Origin of the sequence: Clostridium sp. AF27-2AA, assembly GCF_003478505.1 — a bacterium.
In the GTDB taxonomy this organism is placed as follows: domain Bacteria; phylum Bacillota; class Clostridia; order Lachnospirales; family Lachnospiraceae; genus Brotaphodocola.
In genome coordinates this window covers 246,019-263,273 of sequence record NZ_QUFI01000001.1, presented here as the reverse complement: position 1 = coordinate 263,273, position 17,255 = coordinate 246,019, and the positions used below count along the sequence as shown (strand labels likewise).

23 protein-coding genes and 6 tRNA genes are annotated in these 17,255 nt (G+C 44.1%); 2 read left to right on the top strand and 27 right to left on the bottom strand.

Annotation, left to right across the window (positions count from 1 at the left end):
- The first annotated feature begins 12 nt into the window (after positions 1–12).
- Positions 13–249 (top strand): hypothetical protein, encoded by a 237-nt coding sequence (locus DWY84_RS01435; protein WP_118530168.1) that lies wholly within the window; start codon positions 13–15, stop codon positions 247–249.
- On the opposite strand, the gene DWY84_RS01430 is transcribed toward DWY84_RS01435, so the two are convergent.
- The 5 genes from DWY84_RS01430 to DWY84_RS01415 all read right to left on the bottom strand — a co-directional run bounded on the left by DWY84_RS01430 (position 242) and on the right by DWY84_RS01415 (position 5,067).
- Positions 242–1,195: a hypothetical protein gene (locus DWY84_RS01430; protein WP_118530166.1), complete on the bottom strand. Its 954-nt coding sequence runs from the start codon at positions 1,193–1,195 to the stop codon at positions 242–244. The genes DWY84_RS01435 and DWY84_RS01430 overlap by 8 nt on opposite strands.
- Complete coding sequence (locus DWY84_RS01425) at positions 1,195–2,331, bottom strand: hypothetical protein (protein WP_118530165.1); 1,137 nt, start codon at positions 2,329–2,331, stop codon at positions 1,195–1,197. Before DWY84_RS01425 ends, DWY84_RS01430 begins: the two co-directional genes overlap by 1 nt.
- The gene (locus DWY84_RS17305; RefSeq protein WP_182434895.1) at positions 2,331–2,489 is read right to left on the bottom strand and encodes a hypothetical protein; all 159 of its coding nucleotides are present in this window, start codon (positions 2,487–2,489) and stop codon (positions 2,331–2,333) included. The genes DWY84_RS01425 and DWY84_RS17305 overlap by 1 nt, the downstream gene beginning before the upstream one ends.
- Positions 2,482–4,458 (bottom strand): tail fiber domain-containing protein, encoded by a 1,977-nt coding sequence (locus DWY84_RS01420; RefSeq protein WP_243024701.1) that lies wholly within the window; start codon positions 4,456–4,458, stop codon positions 2,482–2,484. Before DWY84_RS01420 ends, DWY84_RS17305 begins: the two co-directional genes overlap by 8 nt.
- Before the next feature lie 207 nt (positions 4,459–4,665).
- On the bottom strand, positions 4,666–5,067 hold the full coding sequence (locus tag DWY84_RS01415; protein WP_118530162.1) for a DUF6711 family protein: 402 nt from the start codon (positions 5,065–5,067) through the stop codon (positions 4,666–4,668).
- Between the two features lie 99 nt (positions 5,068–5,166).
- Between DWY84_RS01415 and DWY84_RS01410 the strand changes: the two genes are divergently transcribed.
- Positions 5,167–5,535, top strand: coding sequence for a hypothetical protein (locus DWY84_RS01410; RefSeq protein ID WP_147354260.1), 369 nt, complete (start codon positions 5,167–5,169; stop codon positions 5,533–5,535).
- A gap of 588 nt (positions 5,536–6,123) precedes the next feature.
- Here DWY84_RS01410 and DWY84_RS01405 read toward each other — a convergent pair.
- The 22 genes from DWY84_RS01405 to DWY84_RS01315 all read right to left on the bottom strand — a co-directional run bounded on the left by DWY84_RS01405 (position 6,124) and on the right by DWY84_RS01315 (position 16,812).
- Positions 6,124–6,588 carry a hypothetical protein gene (locus DWY84_RS01405; protein WP_118530159.1) on the bottom strand — a complete coding sequence of 155 codons (465 nt, stop codon included), beginning with the start codon at positions 6,586–6,588 and terminating at the stop codon, positions 6,124–6,126.
- A gap of 18 nt (positions 6,589–6,606) precedes the next feature.
- Positions 6,607–8,322 (bottom strand): hypothetical protein, encoded by a 1,716-nt coding sequence (locus tag DWY84_RS01400; protein ID WP_118530158.1) that lies wholly within the window; start codon positions 8,320–8,322, stop codon positions 6,607–6,609.
- A 79-nt stretch (positions 8,323–8,401) separates the two neighbouring features.
- On the bottom strand, positions 8,402–8,881 hold the full coding sequence (locus tag DWY84_RS17550; protein ID WP_207665115.1) for a hypothetical protein: 480 nt from the start codon (positions 8,879–8,881) through the stop codon (positions 8,402–8,404).
- Positions 8,862–9,173, bottom strand: coding sequence for an SPFH domain-containing protein (locus DWY84_RS17545; protein WP_207665114.1), 312 nt, complete (start codon positions 9,171–9,173; stop codon positions 8,862–8,864). The genes DWY84_RS17550 and DWY84_RS17545 overlap by 20 nt, the downstream gene beginning before the upstream one ends.
- Positions 9,166–9,318 (bottom strand): hypothetical protein, encoded by a 153-nt coding sequence (locus DWY84_RS17300; RefSeq protein ID WP_182434894.1) that lies wholly within the window; start codon positions 9,316–9,318, stop codon positions 9,166–9,168. The genes DWY84_RS17545 and DWY84_RS17300 overlap by 8 nt, the downstream gene beginning before the upstream one ends.
- 1 nt (position 9,319) lies before the next feature.
- Positions 9,320–9,571, bottom strand: coding sequence for a hypothetical protein (locus tag DWY84_RS01390; RefSeq protein WP_118530156.1), 252 nt, complete (start codon positions 9,569–9,571; stop codon positions 9,320–9,322).
- A gap of 6 nt (positions 9,572–9,577) precedes the next feature.
- Positions 9,578–9,871 (bottom strand): hypothetical protein, encoded by a 294-nt coding sequence (locus tag DWY84_RS01385; protein WP_118530155.1) that lies wholly within the window; start codon positions 9,869–9,871, stop codon positions 9,578–9,580.
- Positions 9,872–9,935: 64 nt separating this feature from the next.
- A complete protein-coding gene (locus DWY84_RS01380; protein WP_118530153.1) occupies positions 9,936–10,379 on the bottom strand; it encodes a hypothetical protein in 444 nt (147 codons plus the stop codon).
- Positions 10,380–10,451: 72 nt separating this feature from the next.
- Positions 10,452–10,523: transfer RNA gene (locus DWY84_RS01375), tRNA-Gln, on the bottom strand.
- Between the two features lie 13 nt (positions 10,524–10,536).
- On the bottom strand, positions 10,537–10,803 hold the full coding sequence (locus DWY84_RS01370; protein WP_118530152.1) for a hypothetical protein: 267 nt from the start codon (positions 10,801–10,803) through the stop codon (positions 10,537–10,539).
- 23 nt (positions 10,804–10,826) lie between these two features.
- Positions 10,827–10,899 (bottom strand) — tRNA-Thr (locus tag DWY84_RS01365).
- Positions 10,900–11,029: 130 nt separating this feature from the next.
- A tRNA-Ile gene (locus tag DWY84_RS01360) sits at positions 11,030–11,103 on the bottom strand.
- 237 nt (positions 11,104–11,340) lie between these two features.
- Positions 11,341–11,425 (bottom strand) — tRNA-Ser (locus DWY84_RS01355).
- 559 nt (positions 11,426–11,984) lie between these two features.
- A tRNA-Asn gene (locus DWY84_RS01345) sits at positions 11,985–12,057 on the bottom strand.
- 396 nt (positions 12,058–12,453) lie between these two features.
- Positions 12,454–12,511 (bottom strand) — tRNA-OTHER (locus DWY84_RS17295).
- Positions 12,512–12,840: 329 nt separating this feature from the next.
- Positions 12,841–13,557 (bottom strand): hypothetical protein, encoded by a 717-nt coding sequence (locus DWY84_RS01340; protein ID WP_118530149.1) that lies wholly within the window; start codon positions 13,555–13,557, stop codon positions 12,841–12,843.
- A 5-nt stretch (positions 13,558–13,562) separates the two neighbouring features.
- The gene (locus tag DWY84_RS01335; protein WP_118530148.1) at positions 13,563–14,105 is read right to left on the bottom strand and encodes a LemA family protein; all 543 of its coding nucleotides are present in this window, start codon (positions 14,103–14,105) and stop codon (positions 13,563–13,565) included.
- Positions 14,102–14,320 (bottom strand): hypothetical protein, encoded by a 219-nt coding sequence (locus DWY84_RS01330; RefSeq protein WP_118530147.1) that lies wholly within the window; start codon positions 14,318–14,320, stop codon positions 14,102–14,104. The genes DWY84_RS01335 and DWY84_RS01330 overlap by 4 nt, the downstream gene beginning before the upstream one ends.
- A 4-nt stretch (positions 14,321–14,324) precedes the next feature.
- Positions 14,325–14,486: a hypothetical protein gene (locus DWY84_RS17290; RefSeq protein WP_182434893.1), complete on the bottom strand. Its 162-nt coding sequence runs from the start codon at positions 14,484–14,486 to the stop codon at positions 14,325–14,327.
- A gap of 1 nt (position 14,487) precedes the next feature.
- Positions 14,488–15,129: a hypothetical protein gene (locus DWY84_RS01325; protein WP_118530145.1), complete on the bottom strand. Its 642-nt coding sequence runs from the start codon at positions 15,127–15,129 to the stop codon at positions 14,488–14,490.
- A 2-nt stretch (positions 15,130–15,131) separates the two neighbouring features.
- Entirely contained in the window at positions 15,132–15,578 is a 447-nt protein-coding gene (locus DWY84_RS17630) for a DUF3310 domain-containing protein (protein WP_243024700.1), read from the bottom strand.
- A gap of 595 nt (positions 15,579–16,173) precedes the next feature.
- Positions 16,174–16,812 (bottom strand): hypothetical protein, encoded by a 639-nt coding sequence (locus tag DWY84_RS01315; protein WP_118530144.1) that lies wholly within the window; start codon positions 16,810–16,812, stop codon positions 16,174–16,176.
- Positions 16,813–17,255 lie beyond the last annotated feature (443 nt).

Below are 17,255 nucleotides of genomic sequence, written 5' to 3'. Positions count from 1 at the left end.
AAAAAAGTTTTTGTGCAAAATAGTAATTTAGCAGATAAATTTGATAAATCCGGTGGAATTTTTTCTGGAGATATAAATCTCGCTGATCACAAACTTAATTTTACTAAGGGTGGTACTCTTGGGTTTTATATTTACAAAGATGATTCCGGTAAGCTCGGAGTATACAACCATGATAATTTACTTTTGGCATACTTTGATTTTGGTGGAGGTCTGCACATGCGCGAAAACATTGTTAAGGATATTACTTGATGCAATACGAAAAACTGTCAAAAATTTGCATACCTATAGAGGATTCTCCGCACCAAAAGCGTAGGCCACCGGTTGTAATCGTTTGCACTAGACTTACAGCTACGTTTGGGTTGCCCCAGGTTGATATACTATGATACAAAGCGTCCTTTGCGAGCGGTAATACGCCATTATTAAGTAATCCTACATTGTCGCATTTTTGACTAGGAGTGAATACAAAATAAACAAAACACACCTTGCTAATTACGTGATAAGAAATGTTGCCAGATCCATATGCCGTATTAATAGCATGAGATACATCGGTAATTCCAGAAGGTGTTAAATTACTATATAGTGAATTAACCGCCTGCGTTACATTCGTGGCGTCACCGGCTGAAAGGTCCGTCCCCATACCAAGGCGCTCATACAGTGTATGTACAAAAGCACTGCTCGGAATCTTATTGCCGTCATTTGCATCGATACCAGAAACCATATTCTTTAAAAGAGCATTCTGGTCCAGATTCATAGTCGTTGCAATCGCCTTTGACACCTTACCCAAGACTTCCTTAATGGCTTCTCCAGCAATCAGATTCGCCAGCTCTGTAGCCTGTTCAAAAGCAGTGTTGATAGTCAATGCACCGTCTTCCCCGACAGTGATATCATCACTGCCTTTAACCATGCCAGCAGAATCCTGTTGAGCTGTTTTAGCGCTTATCTTTCCCTCTTCATTTACTTCTGTTGTCGTACCGTCCGGCATAACAGTTCCAAGGCTGTCAACCGTTGCCTTTTTTGTGCCCGCTGCCGACACCTGCCAATATGCCGTATCAGTAGGCAGTGTTCCAATCGGCGGTCTTGCTTTCGCAACATAGCTACTTCCGTCGTGTTCAACAAGATTGCACGCTTCATATTGTGTTTCGGCACTCCAAATGCCCTTTGGCACGATAGCCACATATCCGTATGATACTGCCATTATGCTAATACCTCCATTTCTGTATTTCCTGCTTCTCCATACAAAACTCCGTCTTCAAGCCAAAATCTCATGCCCTGTGCCTTTTTATCACTCATTAATTGGCCCGTGGCAAAATCAATGTAAAACTGCGGCACCACAAGGCTTGCCGCTGCATCTATCTGATCTTTCAACTTCTGTGCCTGCTGACAGTAATACTTCGCATTATCCTCCGCGTCCTCAGGCGCAACACCGCCAACAGCATAGCGTTTCGCATCATCTGCGCTGCCAGATGCTTCTCCGGCTTTTTTTCTAGCAGAGTTTGCGCTTTCTGCAGCGTCCGTTGCCGCCTGTGTAGCTTCTGCCGCCTTATTCGTAGCAGTACTAGCTTTCTCCGCCGCCGTCTGCGCGTCCGCCGATGCACTGTTGGCACTCGCAGCTGCATTTGTGGCCTTTTGGGTAGCAATACCGGCCTGTTCTGTGGCTGTCCCAGCCGCCTGGCTGGCCGCGGTCGCATTGGTTACAGTTTCCGCAGCCGCCTGCTTGGTGCCCTCATAGTAATACTTGGCATTGTCAGTTTCGCTACCCTCAAACTCTGCATCACCAATTGTATACCTCTTGGCAAACTTCTGGTACTGCAACGCCGCATCTCTGGCATTCTGCGCATCAAGCATATACTGACGAAATTCTGACTGAATGGACGGGTCCAACTTGTCCATAGTGACCGAGCCGTCTATGATGCTGGCTGTCACTTCACGATCTGTCATAGTAAGAGCGATCGTCGCAGAACTCTTGAACGTATTCAAGAATTTCCCAATATCGACCTGCTTCTCAGTCCCGTCTGCCAGCGTGAGAATGATGATGCCCTCGTCCGTCACATCAAAGTTGGTAACAACTCGTTCGATATCCAAATCGTATGTATCAATACCGCCGCCCAGTTTTGTGACGGTAATAACCCCAGTCTTCGCATCTACATTTACGGATTTTACGAGCGTGTTTGCAATTTCCATGGATAATTTAGAAGCATCCAGCTGAACAATTCTAGTATCTGCCTCCTTGATACCATTTTCCATGTTTAAAAGGTTTTTTCGGCTTAAAGCCGTCCGCTGCGATGGAAGGTTCTGCCAGTCAGTTATGATATAAAAAGCTTCGTATGCCATTAAGCTTCACCTTCTTTCTCTTCATCGTCAGCCTGCGGAAGGTTGCGAATAATATTTGCTGCATTGTACAGCAACGCTCCCTGATCAGGACCCGTCACAGAAATTTTATCTAAAGAAAATAAAATCAGCTGTCTTTGTTCTTCCGATAACTTATACATCTTGAACTTCCTTTCCGACCAGCCGTTTCAGCTGATCAATTTCTCTCTGTTGGCCCTGCACCGCCGCTACCAATATCGGAATATAGTTGGTGTACGGAATCGTATAATACCCATCATGTCGACCATATAGCGGCATATCGCAATCATGCCTTTTACAAATTTTTCTCACTTCCTGAGCAACAAACCCTATTCCTGGTATGTCTCCATCATTCATCCGAAATGATACAGGCCGAAGCTCAGATATGATATCCAAAGCCTTTTCGGTTGGAATTTTCTTGATATCGTGTTTCAGTCGTTTATCACTCCACCATTCCCCGGCAACAGAGCTGTATATTCTGCTGCACTGAATACTGCTATTACAATCTATATAGCCAACAGTTAAAGAATTAATATTGGCATCTTGCTGCACAATCAAATTATCACATGTGTGCGAGCTTGCAATGAGTATGGAAAAATAACCTGTATTGGTTGATGATGTAGAGCCTATCTCAATGCTTTTGGCAACCACCTTACCGGTCTTAGCATCTACCGTAAAAATTCCGTCTGCTACGTTGATGCCGCCTTTAAATAGCCCGTCAATAACGGTCAATTTTCCCTCTGGCGTGAGGGACGAGAACTCAGCCTCCCAGCTAAATCTATTACCCTTGATGGAGATTCCACCACTTTCAATGGACAGCTGAGAAGATACATCTCCCTTGCTGACCTTCATCGTGATGGAATCTGACAGCAATTTAATCTGCGCATCGGTGTAATCATTCAGATTTTTCACAGACAACGCAATCTGATCAGCACGGACACCCAGTGCCGCCTCCGCTTCACCCGCACGCTTCGCTTCCAATGCAATAGCTTCTGCCGTCTGCTTAAACTGCGTTTCCATGTTTTCTTTCAGGTTCCGCATATCGACCGAAATCTGCTCAATGGATTTTTTAATAACCGCAGATTTTCCTTCCAGCTGAATTATCTGGCTCTGGATTCCGAAGTTCTCCTCATACTCGATGCTGCCGGATGCTTCAAACGTATCCATCATGCCCTGAATGCCTGTCATGGTCCGTTTCAAGCAGTACGTTTCGATGACATCATCTGATGTATAACAAACAAGGCCATCTCCGACCTCAATCCACGGTAAACCAGGACTCACAATCTTACATGGCCGATATGATCTGCCGGCAATATTTTCAAAAGCCGCTGCAGCTATCTCTTCCAACTCCTCTGAGGATTTTCCATAGGCAAGAAAATTTCCCTCAATAACGTAGGTATTGCTTCCTTTGCCGTAAAGCACACCAACGTCACCTTCCTCCTGCCGTATCTGCAGGCGGTCAATTGGTGTGACAATATAATCTTCATACGAAGTATCTGACTGCTTGTAAAACAGAATTTGTTCCGTATTTTCATCGTCTAGCAAATCACCCGGAAATAAATCATCATCCGGGAAAAGAGTCTCTGACGGGTAAAGACCTGCGCATCCTAAAAACTGATAACGCAAGCGTCCAGTCTTATCAATATGACCAAAGCATCCATTAATCTCGCAGATGGCCTGCAATACATCAAGGCCACTCAGCTGCTCAGGATCAATAGTTTTGCTTACCGGCATATCATCTAGCGGAAGATCTGTGTCAATCTGCTTCACGCCAATATACTCACATAAACCATCTCGAAACTCTTTCAGCGTAAGCGGAAACGTCAACACCTGGTACCACGCAGATACATCGGTGCTGAATTTTCGCATACGGTCATAGGCAGTAATCTTTTTCAGTCGACGGTCTGCCTGACGAACAAAGCTGTCTACGGTGTAAATTCCCATAGCCATCTCATACCCATCAACCTCTAGCGTAACCATGAATTCCAGTCCGGTCAGATCCTGTTGCACATCAGCAACCGTAACCTCAAACTGGGCCGCATTGCATTCACCAAATTTCAAATCATCAGATTCGCACAATCCCTCAGTGATTTTTATTGATTCTGTCTGCATCTGACTGTTCTCGATAATGTAAGACGGCTCCTGTTCTGCCGGGAACAGTTCTTCGGACGGAAACAAGGCTTCTTCCGGATAGATCATCTGGATAGCGGAATCAAAAAAACGCAGCTTCCATTTCCGCCGCGTCTCTTCACCGATATTGTCCTGCCAAAATATTTTCTTTATCTCTTCTGGCACCGCCAGCATCTATCTCACCACCTCTTAATACTCTGTGATTGTTATGATTATTGGCTTGTACAGAATAGTTTTCCGCTTCTCATCTACGTTTATGATCTCGTATGGCACATCCGCAATATAAAACCTACCGGACACATATGAGGATGTATTCGGATTCCAGTATTCAACATCGCACTGCACCCGCGCTCCATGCTGAATAAATTGATTAAGACGCTCCACATCTGCGAGATACATATTGTGCGTGGAAAACTCAACCGAAGTGGCTGTATGAGGAAGCGCATTTCTGTGCAATTCACCGTTCCCATCTCGATATGGGTCGAGGTCCATAATCTGATCAGGAGTGCACTTATAGGATTCAAATGCTATCAGGTCATTAGGAAATACCTGTCCATTGATTTTTAAAAGCCAACCCTCAAACGCTGCCACAACTCACCACCTCGCATAAAAAAAGAGACGCCCATTCTGGGTCGTCCCGATAACCATTCTATTTCATGCTACCATTCTATCATATCAAAAACGGCATTTGTGGCAATCTTAACAGCATATAGTAATTTAACCGATATGAAACCAGCCCATTATTCTGGCATATCGGCACTGGTTGGTACATTGACTCGTAATTCATCGGTGATATCAGGAAAAATGATTTCGCTTGCGATTACGATACTTTCTCCGATAAATTCTACAATTGCCGTTGATACAGCTTTATTTCGAATTCAGGGCAATGTTGTAAATACAATCGGATTTGTGCTCTTAGGAACTCAAACGGTTGGTTATGTCTACGCCGGAAGTTATCGAAATGGCTATACAGACTTTTTCATACGTACAGCATTGGGAAATCCGGCCGTCACAGCAAATACAGAAATTTTCATCATTGCCAACATTGAGCTGCAATAACTAAATCATGCGAATCCATGATACTTCGTAAGTTACTTCACTGATACTATCGCTCTGGAAGAATCCTGCATAGAGAGTTATTCCAGAAGCGGGAGCTACATAAATAAACGGCAAACTAAGGGTTCTGTATGAAACAACTCCGGCTGGAAGTGGCAACGGTAAAACACCCTCGCTTTCCCACAGTGGTATATTTCCTGCCAAATCTTGCAGATGGGCATCCATATAATGCGAGGTATTTCTGTTTACTGTTGCGACTTTGAACACTCCAATATAAATCCCGCCTGCCGCAAAAACAAGCGGATGAGCAGTATCAGCACACCAAGCCCCTACTGTTGATGGTGTAAACGTAATAATACCGCTATAGTATGGTGATGCAATTTTTACAAGTTGTTCACACAGCGGCCATGTAGCACCGCCATCGGTGCTTTTGAAATATCTTACGGTATCTTCATTGGCTTGTAACTGTAAGCGTCTAACAATGTTACCGCTGCGAGATTGTAACGAAACTGTGTCATCTGGGTAATAGAATATATGGCTCGTTAAATTACTATATCCAAAAGAAAGAGCCGGAAAATGCCGACTCCTTTCCTATACCGCTTCTACTTTCTCCACCTGTTTCTTCAAAAATCTGTCGATCTTATCACCGATGGCTCGGCGGGAAAATCCAAGCTCATTGCCAATTTCCTCATCCGTTTTCCGCTCAACATACTTCAAAGCCAGAATATGCTTCATTTCTACATCATCCGGCGGTATGGACTCCAGAAATGCTTCAATGTCCAGTTTCATATCCTCAAAAAGCTGCTGATTCCCTTTCAGATCAATTGCAAGCTGACGGACAGCCTTACTCCGCTGCTCTGTACTTTTGATAGTAGGGCCAGAAACAACAAAATGGCATTCTGCAAACGGAAACTGCTGCATAGATCCTTTTACCACGCCATAGGCAGCCTGAGCCGGGTGCGCTTCGTAATATTTAAGGCGGCGCTGGATCCGTTTAATCTCTGATTCCAGATATGCATAGGTTTCAAGGTATTCTCTTGTCAGAATTTTAATCATAATTGCATTCTCCCCTCTCTAAAACAGTCTCGGCATTACTTTGACTTCTGCCTTAAAACCGCCCTCTATTGCACGTTCAAGCTGGCTCAGTGAATCTGCCCCATCATCGTGATCATTATGGCCAAGTTGAACGAATGTTGTCGTTTCATCCATAGCAGCATCATACTCTTGACTTCGCCTGTAACGATGAACTCCAGGTGGATCATGTTTTGCTGCTTCATCTATCAGGCTGTTAGGTGCGAGAAAAACAAACCGACGTTTAATATCACCGGAGTATTGAATGATTTTTGTCATCTTAGCCATCTTGTTTGGAGCTTTTGTTGAAGTTATTGAGCAGCGATAACCCTGCCTAGCCAAATCATCGCTGATGTATTTCGCATACATTTCGCCGCCGTTGTTTGCCTCGAAATTTATTTGTTGAATCTTGTTTCCAACAATTTTCCCCTGAACAATTGGAAGTGTTACCTCTTTCGCTCCCTTGTTAAATACCCAATCAAACACGTAAACGTCTCCGTTCTCATATTCAGCTCCTATCGGCATTGAAAGGCTATCTCCACCACCCCAAGCAACATCACAAGCCGTAACAGTTCTAACAAATCCGCCCTCCGGCAATAATCCGTAAAAATACCTCAAGTCATTTTCAGGGAAAAGCAGCCCTTCACGAACAAACGGTTTTTGCATGAACTTCGCCCACCATTCATTAGGATCCAGCTTTTCACGCATGTCTCTGTAATATTTCGTAGAGAAACCGCCATATTCATACTGGAAATTAGACTCATCATTTTCATCTAGTGCCGGTATCTTTCTGAATCTGTACCGTGGATCATGCTTGTGTTCTTTTTCCAGACGGCCCAATGGATCCATAACATTCCAACGGGTTCCTACCATCAATTCACGAGATCCATCGTTTTTACGGTCAACTAAGATATTCAAATAATCCTGGTATCTGTTTTCCAGTCTGGTAGGGCTCAAGCTCTCTTGGCGGTCACGAATCAGGTCATCAACATATAAATAGCCATCATCCGAAATGTCAACCGCACCGGTCCATGTACCATCAATACCGCGGCAAGTTAGTGTAGCAAAACTCTCAACGGCATCAAGGTACATTTCATTCTTTTCTGCGGATCTGTTCGCGATTCTGACCTGTGAGAATATTTCCCGGAATGTGTACTCTTCACTCTCTATCAGCTTTGACGCATCGCGGTAAAAACGGTCTGCCAAAATACCGCTGTGTCCACTCATAGCGTTATGGCCAGCCGGCCTTTTACCCATAACCCATGCCATGAAGAAAATACATAGGGTAGACTTTCCAACTCGTGGCGGCAGCGAAATGCCAAGGAAGTCTATCTTCCGGTCTTCCAGATCCTGCAGATCATCCACGACAATTTTCAAGGTTTTCCTTCGCGGAATATAGAATTTTTTCTTTTCCCGCCGTTTCCTCTCCATGTAGATCAGGAAAGAATCGAAGATATATGGCGCTTCAAACCTTATCGTATCCCAATATAACTTGTCCCACTGGCGATCTCTTGTACTGGAATATTTGTTGACTGCCCATTTTTTGATATATCCGGAATAGGCCATGACAAAATCCCGACCATCCAGCGTGATATCTGTGTTATCTTCCATCGTGTACCGCAATTCAGCCAGTAAATAGCTCAGCGATTCATACGATGGCGGTGATTCCAGTTGCCGTTTCAGACCATTTATGATTGCCCTATGGCCTTGAAAATCCATAAAAATAGAGCCTCCTTCCTCTGATATTCAAAGGTCGAAGGCTCATAAAGGCTCTGGTTTAAATCGACATCAACAAAAATTATTCTGCAATTTTAATTATTGGCGTTGTATCTCCCTGCACCTGCGGAACAGAACCATTCCATTTTTCAATTTTCTGTTTCTCAATCAGTTCTGGAGTGAGAGACGCTGCGATCTTAGCATTCGCTTCGGCATCAGCTTCAGCCTTAATTCTTGTCGCTTCTGCTTCGCCCTCTGCTTGGATTTTTTTCTGCTCCGCAACAATAGCCGCTTTCTCCTTTTCCTGTTCGGCGGCGATTAACGCTACCTGCTTATCCTTGTCAGCCTGAACCTTTGCGGTCTTAGCTTCAATATTAGCAAGTTCCAGTTCCTGCTGAGCTGTTACCTTCTTTTGAATCGCTGCGGAAGTCTCATTATCTGTAGAGATATTAGTAAAGTTCACTGTGTCGATCACAATACCATATGGTTCAAACTTCTGCTTCAAATAGACATCCAGTGCTTCGTTAAGTTCCTGCCGCTTATCACCAAATACATCCGTCACCGGATACTTTGCGGTAACCTCCTGCGTCCAGGCTCTCATCCTCTGGAGAATCCCCCTTGTCCTCAGATGTAAGATATGACTGTTCGATTCCGATAGAATATGTAGTGATTTTCTTTGTCGGTGCCACCAAGTGCCAGCCTTGCGTAAGAACTTCACCATCAATTCCGCCATTCATGTTGTAAACGATGCCAACATAACCAGCCGGAACTTTCTTTGTACAAATAACACCGCCTGCAATCACCGCAATAATGATTACACCTGCAGCAATGCCGCCTACTAATCCCTTACTCATCTTTCTTTTCCTCCTCTTTTATATGATTCATAGCATTACACCAAATACAAGCAACCATCCGCCCTAATGGTACAAATACAAATGCCAAAAGGAACCATGCTACCACTCCAACAAGCAGCACCAACACCCAAAATACTATATTCATCTCACACCTCCCACACATGCACTGTAAAATCTCTCCGACACTTGCTGTTCTTGCATTTATACGGCATCTTGAAAATCCGCGTCTCCGGCAAAATCTTCACGGCCTTTTTTCCGCACCACGGACAGACCGCCCATCTGCTGCCATCTGGAAAGGTTTTGACAGTTGCAATTCCGTCGAAACCATCTTCCGGCTGGTTCACGCACCGCCGGAACGCATCTTGTTCTATGCTGTTTATAACATCAGCCATGTTCATTCCCCATCACTCCTTATTCCGCCTCAGCTTGTCCACCTCTTTCACCAGGTTATGCGGTATCTGAAGGACAGTTATCAGCTTCTCACCTGAAAATATGTATGCCTTATCCGAATAGAGTCGAATTTGATTAGCAGCATGATTCCGAAAATACAGGCCATCCACCCACTTTTTCAGATTTCCGGTCAAATCACTATGCCGAAGCCCCTTCTCATAGGCAATCTTTGCAATCCGGTCAGAAGATTTCTCTTTCAAGCCGCAGCGCTGCTTCATTCTCTGCTTCGCATGCTTCGTAACGATCATCAAATTCACCTCTTTTCGGACAAAAAAATACCAACCACCAAATATTGATGGTTGGTAAAATATGTTATTTTTTTCGATTGTTCATGCCTGATTTCACTTTTAAATATATACATTTAGAAATGGTAAAACTAATCAATGCGATTAATAAAATGATTACACATATAAATATTGAAATATTTTTGTTATACAATTTAGCAATCATTGCTACCGACATTTCAATAACCGAAAATATAAGCGGAATTCCTAATAGATCATGGATATCCGATGGTTCTTTTTCACTATTCATTTTGTCCTCAAACATCATCACATAACTCATAAATAAAACGTTCGCAATATATACCATGAATGAAACCGCAGTTGAAAACACAAGTAACAACAAAAATGATATACTAGAAAAGAAATCCCTATCCCAAACAAACACAAATATCAGTCCCGGAAATAATAAACCACCTATTATCGCAACCGTATAAAATATTCTTGCTGTTAAAAATTCAACTAATTTATCCATTGTTTTCCCCAATCTTACGTGATAGGGGAATTATACCACTCCAACCATCAATATTCAATTATCAACGTGCAACTGGGCCAGTCGGATTCGAACCGGCGCATCCAGGAGTCAAAATCCTGTGCCTTACCGCTTGGCAATAGCCCATCATGCCATACCCTCAGATACGGCGCGCTTCCGTCAGCAACTGGCTCAGGACCAGAACTGTGCTTGTAAGCTCAGCATTTATATTCCGCTCCTTAGTAAGAAGCTTATATGTTCTTTTACAGTCCTGAGAGCATCCATCTCGTTCAGCTTCCAGACAACTCTTCATCTCCTCCAGATCATTGACCTTGCTTTCCAACTCGTCAATATGAGCATCTAATTCGTGGAACCGTTTCTCCAAATGTTCCCGGGGCCACTTGCGGACCTTATCCATATCAACCATTCCTACACCTCCATTTCATTAAAAGCCGACAGAGGGACTTGAACCCCCGACCTACTGATTACAGGTCAGTCGCACTACCAACTGTGCTATGCCGGCATGTAAAGGGCGTGTCGTTATTGCCCAACGCACGCTCCACTGCTTACAAGGCAGCCGCTCATGAATCGCCCTGTGGGTCTTACACTCATCCTGCTCGCTTTACACTCTTCCGCGGGCAATGCGGAAGTAATGGACCGTCAGGGACTCGAACCCTGGGCCGCCCGGTTATGAGCCGGGTTCTCTAACCAACTGAGTTAACGGTCCTTAGCGATTCCGGCTTTAGAACAACGTGCGATTGTCGCAAACAGCCGCTAGCATAACCGCTTGCTACATACATTGCTCCAAATACCGGCATTGTCATTCTCTTTGAGGTGTTTCGCTACGCTCAAATCAGTTGGGAGCGACCCAACAACACGCCATGATAGGGATTCGAACCCCAGAACCATTACGGTCAGCAAGTTTTCAAGACCGCCTCCTCGACCTACCGGACTCATGGCAAAACGCAGTGGACGGGATTTGAACCCGTAAGCCGAATTAACGACTGACAGATTAGCAATCTGCTCCAATACCATTATGGGACCACTGCTTATACAAACATGATTAGGGCTTCCCCTTATCCACCATAGATGCAACCATATTCAGCCAATGTGACGATAAGTCTGAGCTTTTGGGAGCGACCCTTGGCTTCTTACCGCGGTCAAAGCACATACAGGATTTCACCTGTAAATTTCACGGTTCTTTCAGATTAAATGTTTTTCGATAGTTTCTCTTATACTTTCGATCAAAATTTTCAATTCTGCCATACCGCTACTTTAACAAATTTCTTGTGTTATACCCAGATTTCTCCAGTTCAAGGCAAATCAGCTTATTGAGATTTCCATTTAGTCCGTAGTCTCTCACACCACTCACATCAATGGATTATTCCTACACCGCAGGCGTCTATTGTACGCTGACCACAAGGATTCTGCTTTTGGTTTCTCTATGATGATACACTGCACAGCGTTGTTGATGGTTTCCATCTTCCCACCAGGATCACCCGCTGATGAAAGAATCAATAAATCCAGTATCCCGAATTTATCTATCTCATTACTGTGCATCTCGGCAAGGCTGAAAAACCTTTCTGCACCGAGATAATCATGTTTGAACTGGCATAGCCGGACTCGAACCGGCGACATCATGATTAACAGTCATGCGTTCTACCTGCTGGACTATATGCCATTCTTATCAACCTGTAAGGAAACCTTACAAGTTCAACCATTCGAAATTGCCGAACAGTTAAATAACGGGTAATGGAATCGAACCATTCGCCTGTCAGCTGTATTATCGCGCGCTTCTGACCGCTCTTCCCAATGAGCTAACCCGCTTCAACCGGCATCAGCCGGTTAGCAATATATTTGTTCGTGCTATGCCCTGCACTATGCGGTTTTTAAGGTTCATATCGTTTTACCGCCAATCTACACGCCGCTCTTTTATTTCGGATGAGCCCTCAAGCAGTAGTTGGGCCAAACCTCACGGCGGTCGTAAGCCGCCTTAACAGCCTGTTGGCTATGAGGTGTTCACATGGGGTACACAAAAATAAGATTGCGCCGCACAGTTATATGCGCCTGTGCGGGAAAGATGGAGTGGGGATCGAACCCACGACCGTAATACTCTACCACTGAGCTATCCATCTTCCGGCCTGCCGGCCGTATCGTTCATATATTCACATTTTCATTCAGATAGCGCGGCCCTCTCAGCAACTTACCGCATGAACACGTTGCCATTGGCCCACAATGCTTTCCTGCATTGCTCGTCAGGATTCGTTCAATACCGCAAATACAGTTCCGCATCCAGGCTGTCGCTACTCTGGATGCCTCGATCGTAAACACTGATAAGGAATCCCGCACTTACCAGATCTATACGACCTTTCTGCCCTTTTCACCGGGCTGTCAGCTATGAATTTAACCCATTCCACTGAAAGGAACAGGATAATTCCGAAATAAGTAAAAATCATTCTTTACCTCATTTGTTCAGCCAGTCATTGTCCAGATAGTAAAATCCGAACGTCGCGGCACCAGTTAACAGTATCCATACCCCCCAAAACAACCATGTCCAGGATGTTGTCATGCTTTTCACTGCCGATTCAATATCGGTATCAGCAAAAAAACTTGAATCATCGGAAAGAGTTCCATCTCGCAAATCTGTATATACGGTTCCTGTATTTTCTGTTGGAACTCCATAATAATCAAACCGGACGTACCCTGATTTATAGATCGTATCTATGTACCTGCTCGTTGGCATTTGGATTTTTCTGTAATCCATTTCTATATCAAGGAATTTGATTTTCTGAGCGTGAATGCTCTCATCCCCCGCATAGTCCCAAGTCCAATACTCTTCTATGCGAGTATATTCATGACCGTTGCTGTCTTTTTCCGTAACCGACCTTGTGTGCTTGTTGTAATGTTCCTCAACTTTTTCCACATACAGGTACTGACCGCCAATTTCCGGATATGTTACTGGATCCACTGCTTCCAAAGTGCCATAAACAAAAGCATTGCCAACCGAAGTATCCATTCCATATCGAAATTGCTCAGAATCCGTAATCTGGACAGCCTTATAATACTCAGAATTCTTTTGAATCTGGTGAGCATCAATCCGACCAGCAATTACAAATCCCAAAATCAGCATAACCGCAATGATTGTGATGCTGGCTAGGATCTCTCGTTTTGTTATCTCCATATCAATCAATCTCCAAACAAATTTGTCGGAGAATCTACAGGCGCATCATAGTCAAGCAGCTCGTATTCCATTCGCTCGTAACCAGTCCAATCCAGGAAGATTCTGGCCGGAAAACCTTTTACATATCGCCTATATACTCCGACCTGCTTATTGTAGTTGGACCGGTATTGTGCGATCAGATTTTCAGTCGTTGCCAGATCTGTCATGTACTGTCTGTAGTTCTCGTTACTCTTAAGCTCTGGATAGGCTTCTGCTACCACCGAAATGGCCGTGGACACATTTTCGATTCCAGCTGCGCCGCCGCGACCGTCTACGATTGCCTGTAGAACCTCTGCCTCATGCTTATCATATTGCTTAACCGCATCCACCAGATTCGGAAGCAGGTCGATTCGCCGCTTCTCCTGCACATGAATGTCAGATTCTGCCATTTCAACCGCCTGTTCAAGTGCGATTGCCTTATTCTGGCTACTCTGCACTCCGTACACGCCTGCTGCTCCGACAAATACCACTGCCGCCGTGATCAGTAGAACCAACTTCCACTTTTTCATTTACTGACACCCCTCTTGTCTGTTTTCGGTAACCCCATAATGCGCTCATTAAATTCCTGAAACGCTTCTGTCCATGTCTTTTTGCCCTTCCGAGCCATGAGGTCAATTCCATCACTGAATGCTACGCCAGCCATTGTGGTTCGCTCAACCGGATCTCCATTGCTCCAGCAACGACACATACCATTCTTTCGCATACGAACAATCAGAAACTTCATTGAATCACACTCCTATCGCAATCAGTGCTGTGTTGAAAATCAGCAAAGCCGCCACGAAACTGGCTACTACTTTCGATGCCATATCCTTTTCAGCACTGGAACTCACCGCTACTGCAATCACGAAGATTGCATTCAGCGTATATGCTACACCTTTCAAAATCTGCATATCACACCTCCACCGTAATCAGTTCTGAAAATGGCAAGGTTTCAATCCAAGCACAAAACTGATGCCATTCGTCCAGCTTATGGTTTTTCCTCGCATGGTACATATTCCGCAGCACCGCATAGTTCAAAAGGACTGTACGCTTCTGGTTGTAGCTGGAAGGAAGGAGCTGGATCATCTGCCACCAATAGCACTTGTCTTTTGTTTCAAGATATAGCTTACGGAACATATTCAGATTTTCCACAGTAGCTTCCATCATGCCTTCTGCTGAATAAATGCGTGTAGGAATTGGTTCATCTGAAAGAAGATGTTCATGCGAGAAATCATCAATGGTAAATTCTTTAGCCTGAATCTTATGCATTGTGGAACAGCTGTTGCTCACAGTGCCAACCTTGTAAGTTTCATACTCCTTGTACCAGTACAGCGGAGCCGTAATATCAGCCGTGACAATGATAAACCGCATGAACTTGGAGTGATCGGTTCCTGAGGCAACCAGACGCTTCATAAGATCCAGATCCGCCTTGCCTATCTGCATATGGCCCGGCCAGAAAAGGCTATCACTCTTATCCCAGGAGTTCATCGGATTGCGCATGCCTCTGATGGCGGCTTCCCATCCGCCAACCTCTGTTTTCTCAATGAATATCATAATTACCTCCGTTCCTCAATCCAGTCATAATGTAACTCATTTTTCAGTTCCATAGCCCTGTTGATATACCAGTCAGCCTTTTTCATGTCCTCATCATGCTTTCCCTTGCTGTCCGCACGATAACGGTACTTCCAAGCGTTGCAGATGCAGAAATGAATCACAGCTTCTTTACCGAATATGGCAATCATCTCGTCAATACATTCATGCTGCCGATTGGTGTAATGAGTAGGATGGTTTACCGGATCATCTTCCGGTTTCTCCATTCCACACTTCTCTGGTGCAAACGGAATATCTACATCATCAATGGACCGATAAGGCCAGTTAAAGCCGTACACATCGCACTTATCTATCTGTTCAATGTACTGATCATAATTATCACTGCTACTACTTCCGCAAACTAATTTTCCATCACATCTGCGGACCGCAGGACATTTTTCACATTCTTTCATCGTGCCGTTCCTTCCTCTCGCCATCTTGACAGCCCTCTAAGAAATCAAGCTCAAGGCCGTAATTCTCACTATCCTCATTGATGCAGGTCCATTCGCCCTGGACCAATTTACAAAATCTACAGCTTCCGCAATGAGTCATTTCTTTGCCTCCGAAGTGCCTTTTTTATTTTTAAAAAATTTTTGAAGAGGTCTATTGCCATCTGATAAGGGATATTACCTCTTCTGGCAGGACATATAAGTCTTATGGTAATTGAGGGAGGTCTTTTTTATTTTTCGGAAGTTTGAGGAGCTAACTGGCCTCGGAAGATCTCACCACCAGACCCCCTCCCCCATCCTCATCTGAGCCTGAGGAAAACTGTCTGATAATAGTTTTAATTGTTTATCTTAAATCACCTATGTATTACCCGGAACCATTCAACTATTCGTTAAATTACCGTTTTGCGAATAGTTAAAAGCACTGTACCACTCAAGAATCCAGTAAATAAGCCACTTTCCAGACCTCACGCAATTCGCTGTGAATTGTATTGAATTGTGTCTCGCGCACGGTCTCGCTATTGTCTGACAATATAGCTTGTTTTCAGCGGCTCTCTGGGGCTTAATCTGGCAAATCATCGGGCGAATCTGGCAGCAGGTCAACCACCTTGGCCCGCGCTGCGATCTCTTCCCGGCTGTATTCCGGCAGCAGGTCGCGACCATCGCTCTGTATGATCTGGATGTTATCCCGGTATCCGTAGTTTGCTTTTAGGGCAAACATACAACCGATGTTCCCGGTCTGGATAACCTCATCGTATAGACTTGATTCACATTCCGATTTCCACTTTTTCGCCGTTTGGGAGTGTCCAGAGCTTACCCGCCCCGCATATTCGCCATTAATCCAGCTTGTAATAGTAGTATTATCTATGCCAGTCATAACGCTATATCTCATTAAAGTGGGTTTAATCCTACAAGTACAACATATAACTGTATATATATCCCATAAGATACCTAATTCTTTAATATCATCAATATTAGCCTTATACTTTCTCCTAATATCCTTTAATAACTCTGTTAACCCTTGAGAAGTACATAAGTCTATATTAGGATGACGAGATATAAACTCATTGGTTATAGTCATGATCTTAGCTGTAATATTAGCTATATACTCTTTCTCTGCTTCTTCTGTATCTTCATCGGTGTCTAACTCTATAACAATATTATCAACCTTATAATCGTCTTTGTTATTGTTGTATGCCATAATGGTTTATACCTCCTTTCTGTTTAAGTGTCATACTCTTTCACATCATTCTCAAAATGGGGCTTTTCCGGGTGACTAATCTGGGGCGATGCGTTCCGGATCTGCTCCAGGTGATCCGCTGCACATACTCCAGATGTCAGATCTGTTCGTTTCTCCGTTTTTCTCTTTCTGTTCTACTCGTTCTATCTCTCATGTCGTTTATATACCTCTCTCACGTCCATATTTGCCGTTTCCTGCCATTTCGTGTTATCCTGTGGGGATTTTCTCACCTAGCCATCAAAAATTGATTTACGGGCAAATAAAAAAGCCCCGGCGAAGTAAGACAGACTTATATTATCTATCCTACAACGTCAGGGCCTTTTGCTTGGCTCGGTTGCACTTCTGAAACGTTTATTTGCTTCAGGTCTGTACGCATATGCGCACACGCTACAATGATATTAAAT

What these genes read in the sequence shown, in the direction of transcription:
- DWY84_RS01325 (WP_118530145.1), bottom strand. Translation starts at nt 15,129, where the DNA reads ATGATATTCATTGAGAAAACAGAGGTTGGCGGATGGGAAGCCGCCATC.
- DWY84_RS01315 (WP_118530144.1), bottom strand. Translation starts at nt 16,812, where the DNA reads ATGGCATACAACAATAACAAAGACGATTATAAGGTTGATAATATTGTT.
- DWY84_RS01370 (WP_118530152.1), bottom strand. Translation starts at nt 10,803, where the DNA reads ATGGTTGATATGGATAAGGTCCGCAAGTGGCCCCGGGAACATTTGGAG.
- DWY84_RS01385 (WP_118530155.1), bottom strand. Translation starts at nt 9,871, where the DNA reads ATGATCGTTACGAAGCATGCGAAGCAGAGAATGAAGCAGCGCTGCGGC.
- DWY84_RS01400 (WP_118530158.1), bottom strand. Translation starts at nt 8,322, where the DNA reads ATGGATTTTCAAGGCCATAGGGCAATCATAAATGGTCTGAAACGGCAA.
- DWY84_RS01335 (WP_118530148.1), bottom strand. Translation starts at nt 14,105, where the DNA reads ATGAAAAAGTGGAAGTTGGTTCTACTGATCACGGCGGCAGTGGTATTT.
- DWY84_RS17630 (WP_243024700.1), bottom strand. Translation starts at nt 15,578, where the DNA reads ATGAAAGAATGTGAAAAATGTCCTGCGGTCCGCAGATGTGATGGAAAA.
- DWY84_RS17300 (WP_182434894.1), bottom strand. Translation starts at nt 9,318, where the DNA reads ATGAATATAGTATTTTGGGTGTTGGTGCTGCTTGTTGGAGTGGTAGCA.
- DWY84_RS01340 (WP_118530149.1), bottom strand. Translation starts at nt 13,557, where the DNA reads ATGGAGATAACAAAACGAGAGATCCTAGCCAGCATCACAATCATTGCG.
- DWY84_RS01330 (WP_118530147.1), bottom strand. Translation starts at nt 14,320, where the DNA reads ATGAAGTTTCTGATTGTTCGTATGCGAAAGAATGGTATGTGTCGTTGC.
- DWY84_RS01390 (WP_118530156.1), bottom strand. Translation starts at nt 9,571, where the DNA reads ATGAACATGGCTGATGTTATAAACAGCATAGAACAAGATGCGTTCCGG.
- DWY84_RS01425 (WP_118530165.1), bottom strand. Translation starts at nt 2,331, where the DNA reads ATGGCATACGAAGCTTTTTATATCATAACTGACTGGCAGAACCTTCCA.
- DWY84_RS01430 (WP_118530166.1), bottom strand. Translation starts at nt 1,195, where the DNA reads ATGGCAGTATCATACGGATATGTGGCTATCGTGCCAAAGGGCATTTGG.
- DWY84_RS17545 (WP_207665114.1), bottom strand. Translation starts at nt 9,173, where the DNA reads ATGAGTAAGGGATTAGTAGGCGGCATTGCTGCAGGTGTAATCATTATT.
- DWY84_RS01380 (WP_118530153.1), bottom strand. Translation starts at nt 10,379, where the DNA reads ATGGATAAATTAGTTGAATTTTTAACAGCAAGAATATTTTATACGGTT.
- DWY84_RS01420 (WP_243024701.1), bottom strand. Translation starts at nt 4,458, where the DNA reads ATGCAGACAGAATCAATAAAAATCACTGAGGGATTGTGCGAATCTGAT.
- DWY84_RS01405 (WP_118530159.1), bottom strand. Translation starts at nt 6,588, where the DNA reads ATGATTAAAATTCTGACAAGAGAATACCTTGAAACCTATGCATATCTG.
- DWY84_RS17290 (WP_182434893.1), bottom strand. Translation starts at nt 14,486, where the DNA reads ATGCAGATTTTGAAAGGTGTAGCATATACGCTGAATGCAATCTTCGTG.
- DWY84_RS17305 (WP_182434895.1), bottom strand. Translation starts at nt 2,489, where the DNA reads ATGTATAAGTTATCGGAAGAACAAAGACAGCTGATTTTATTTTCTTTA.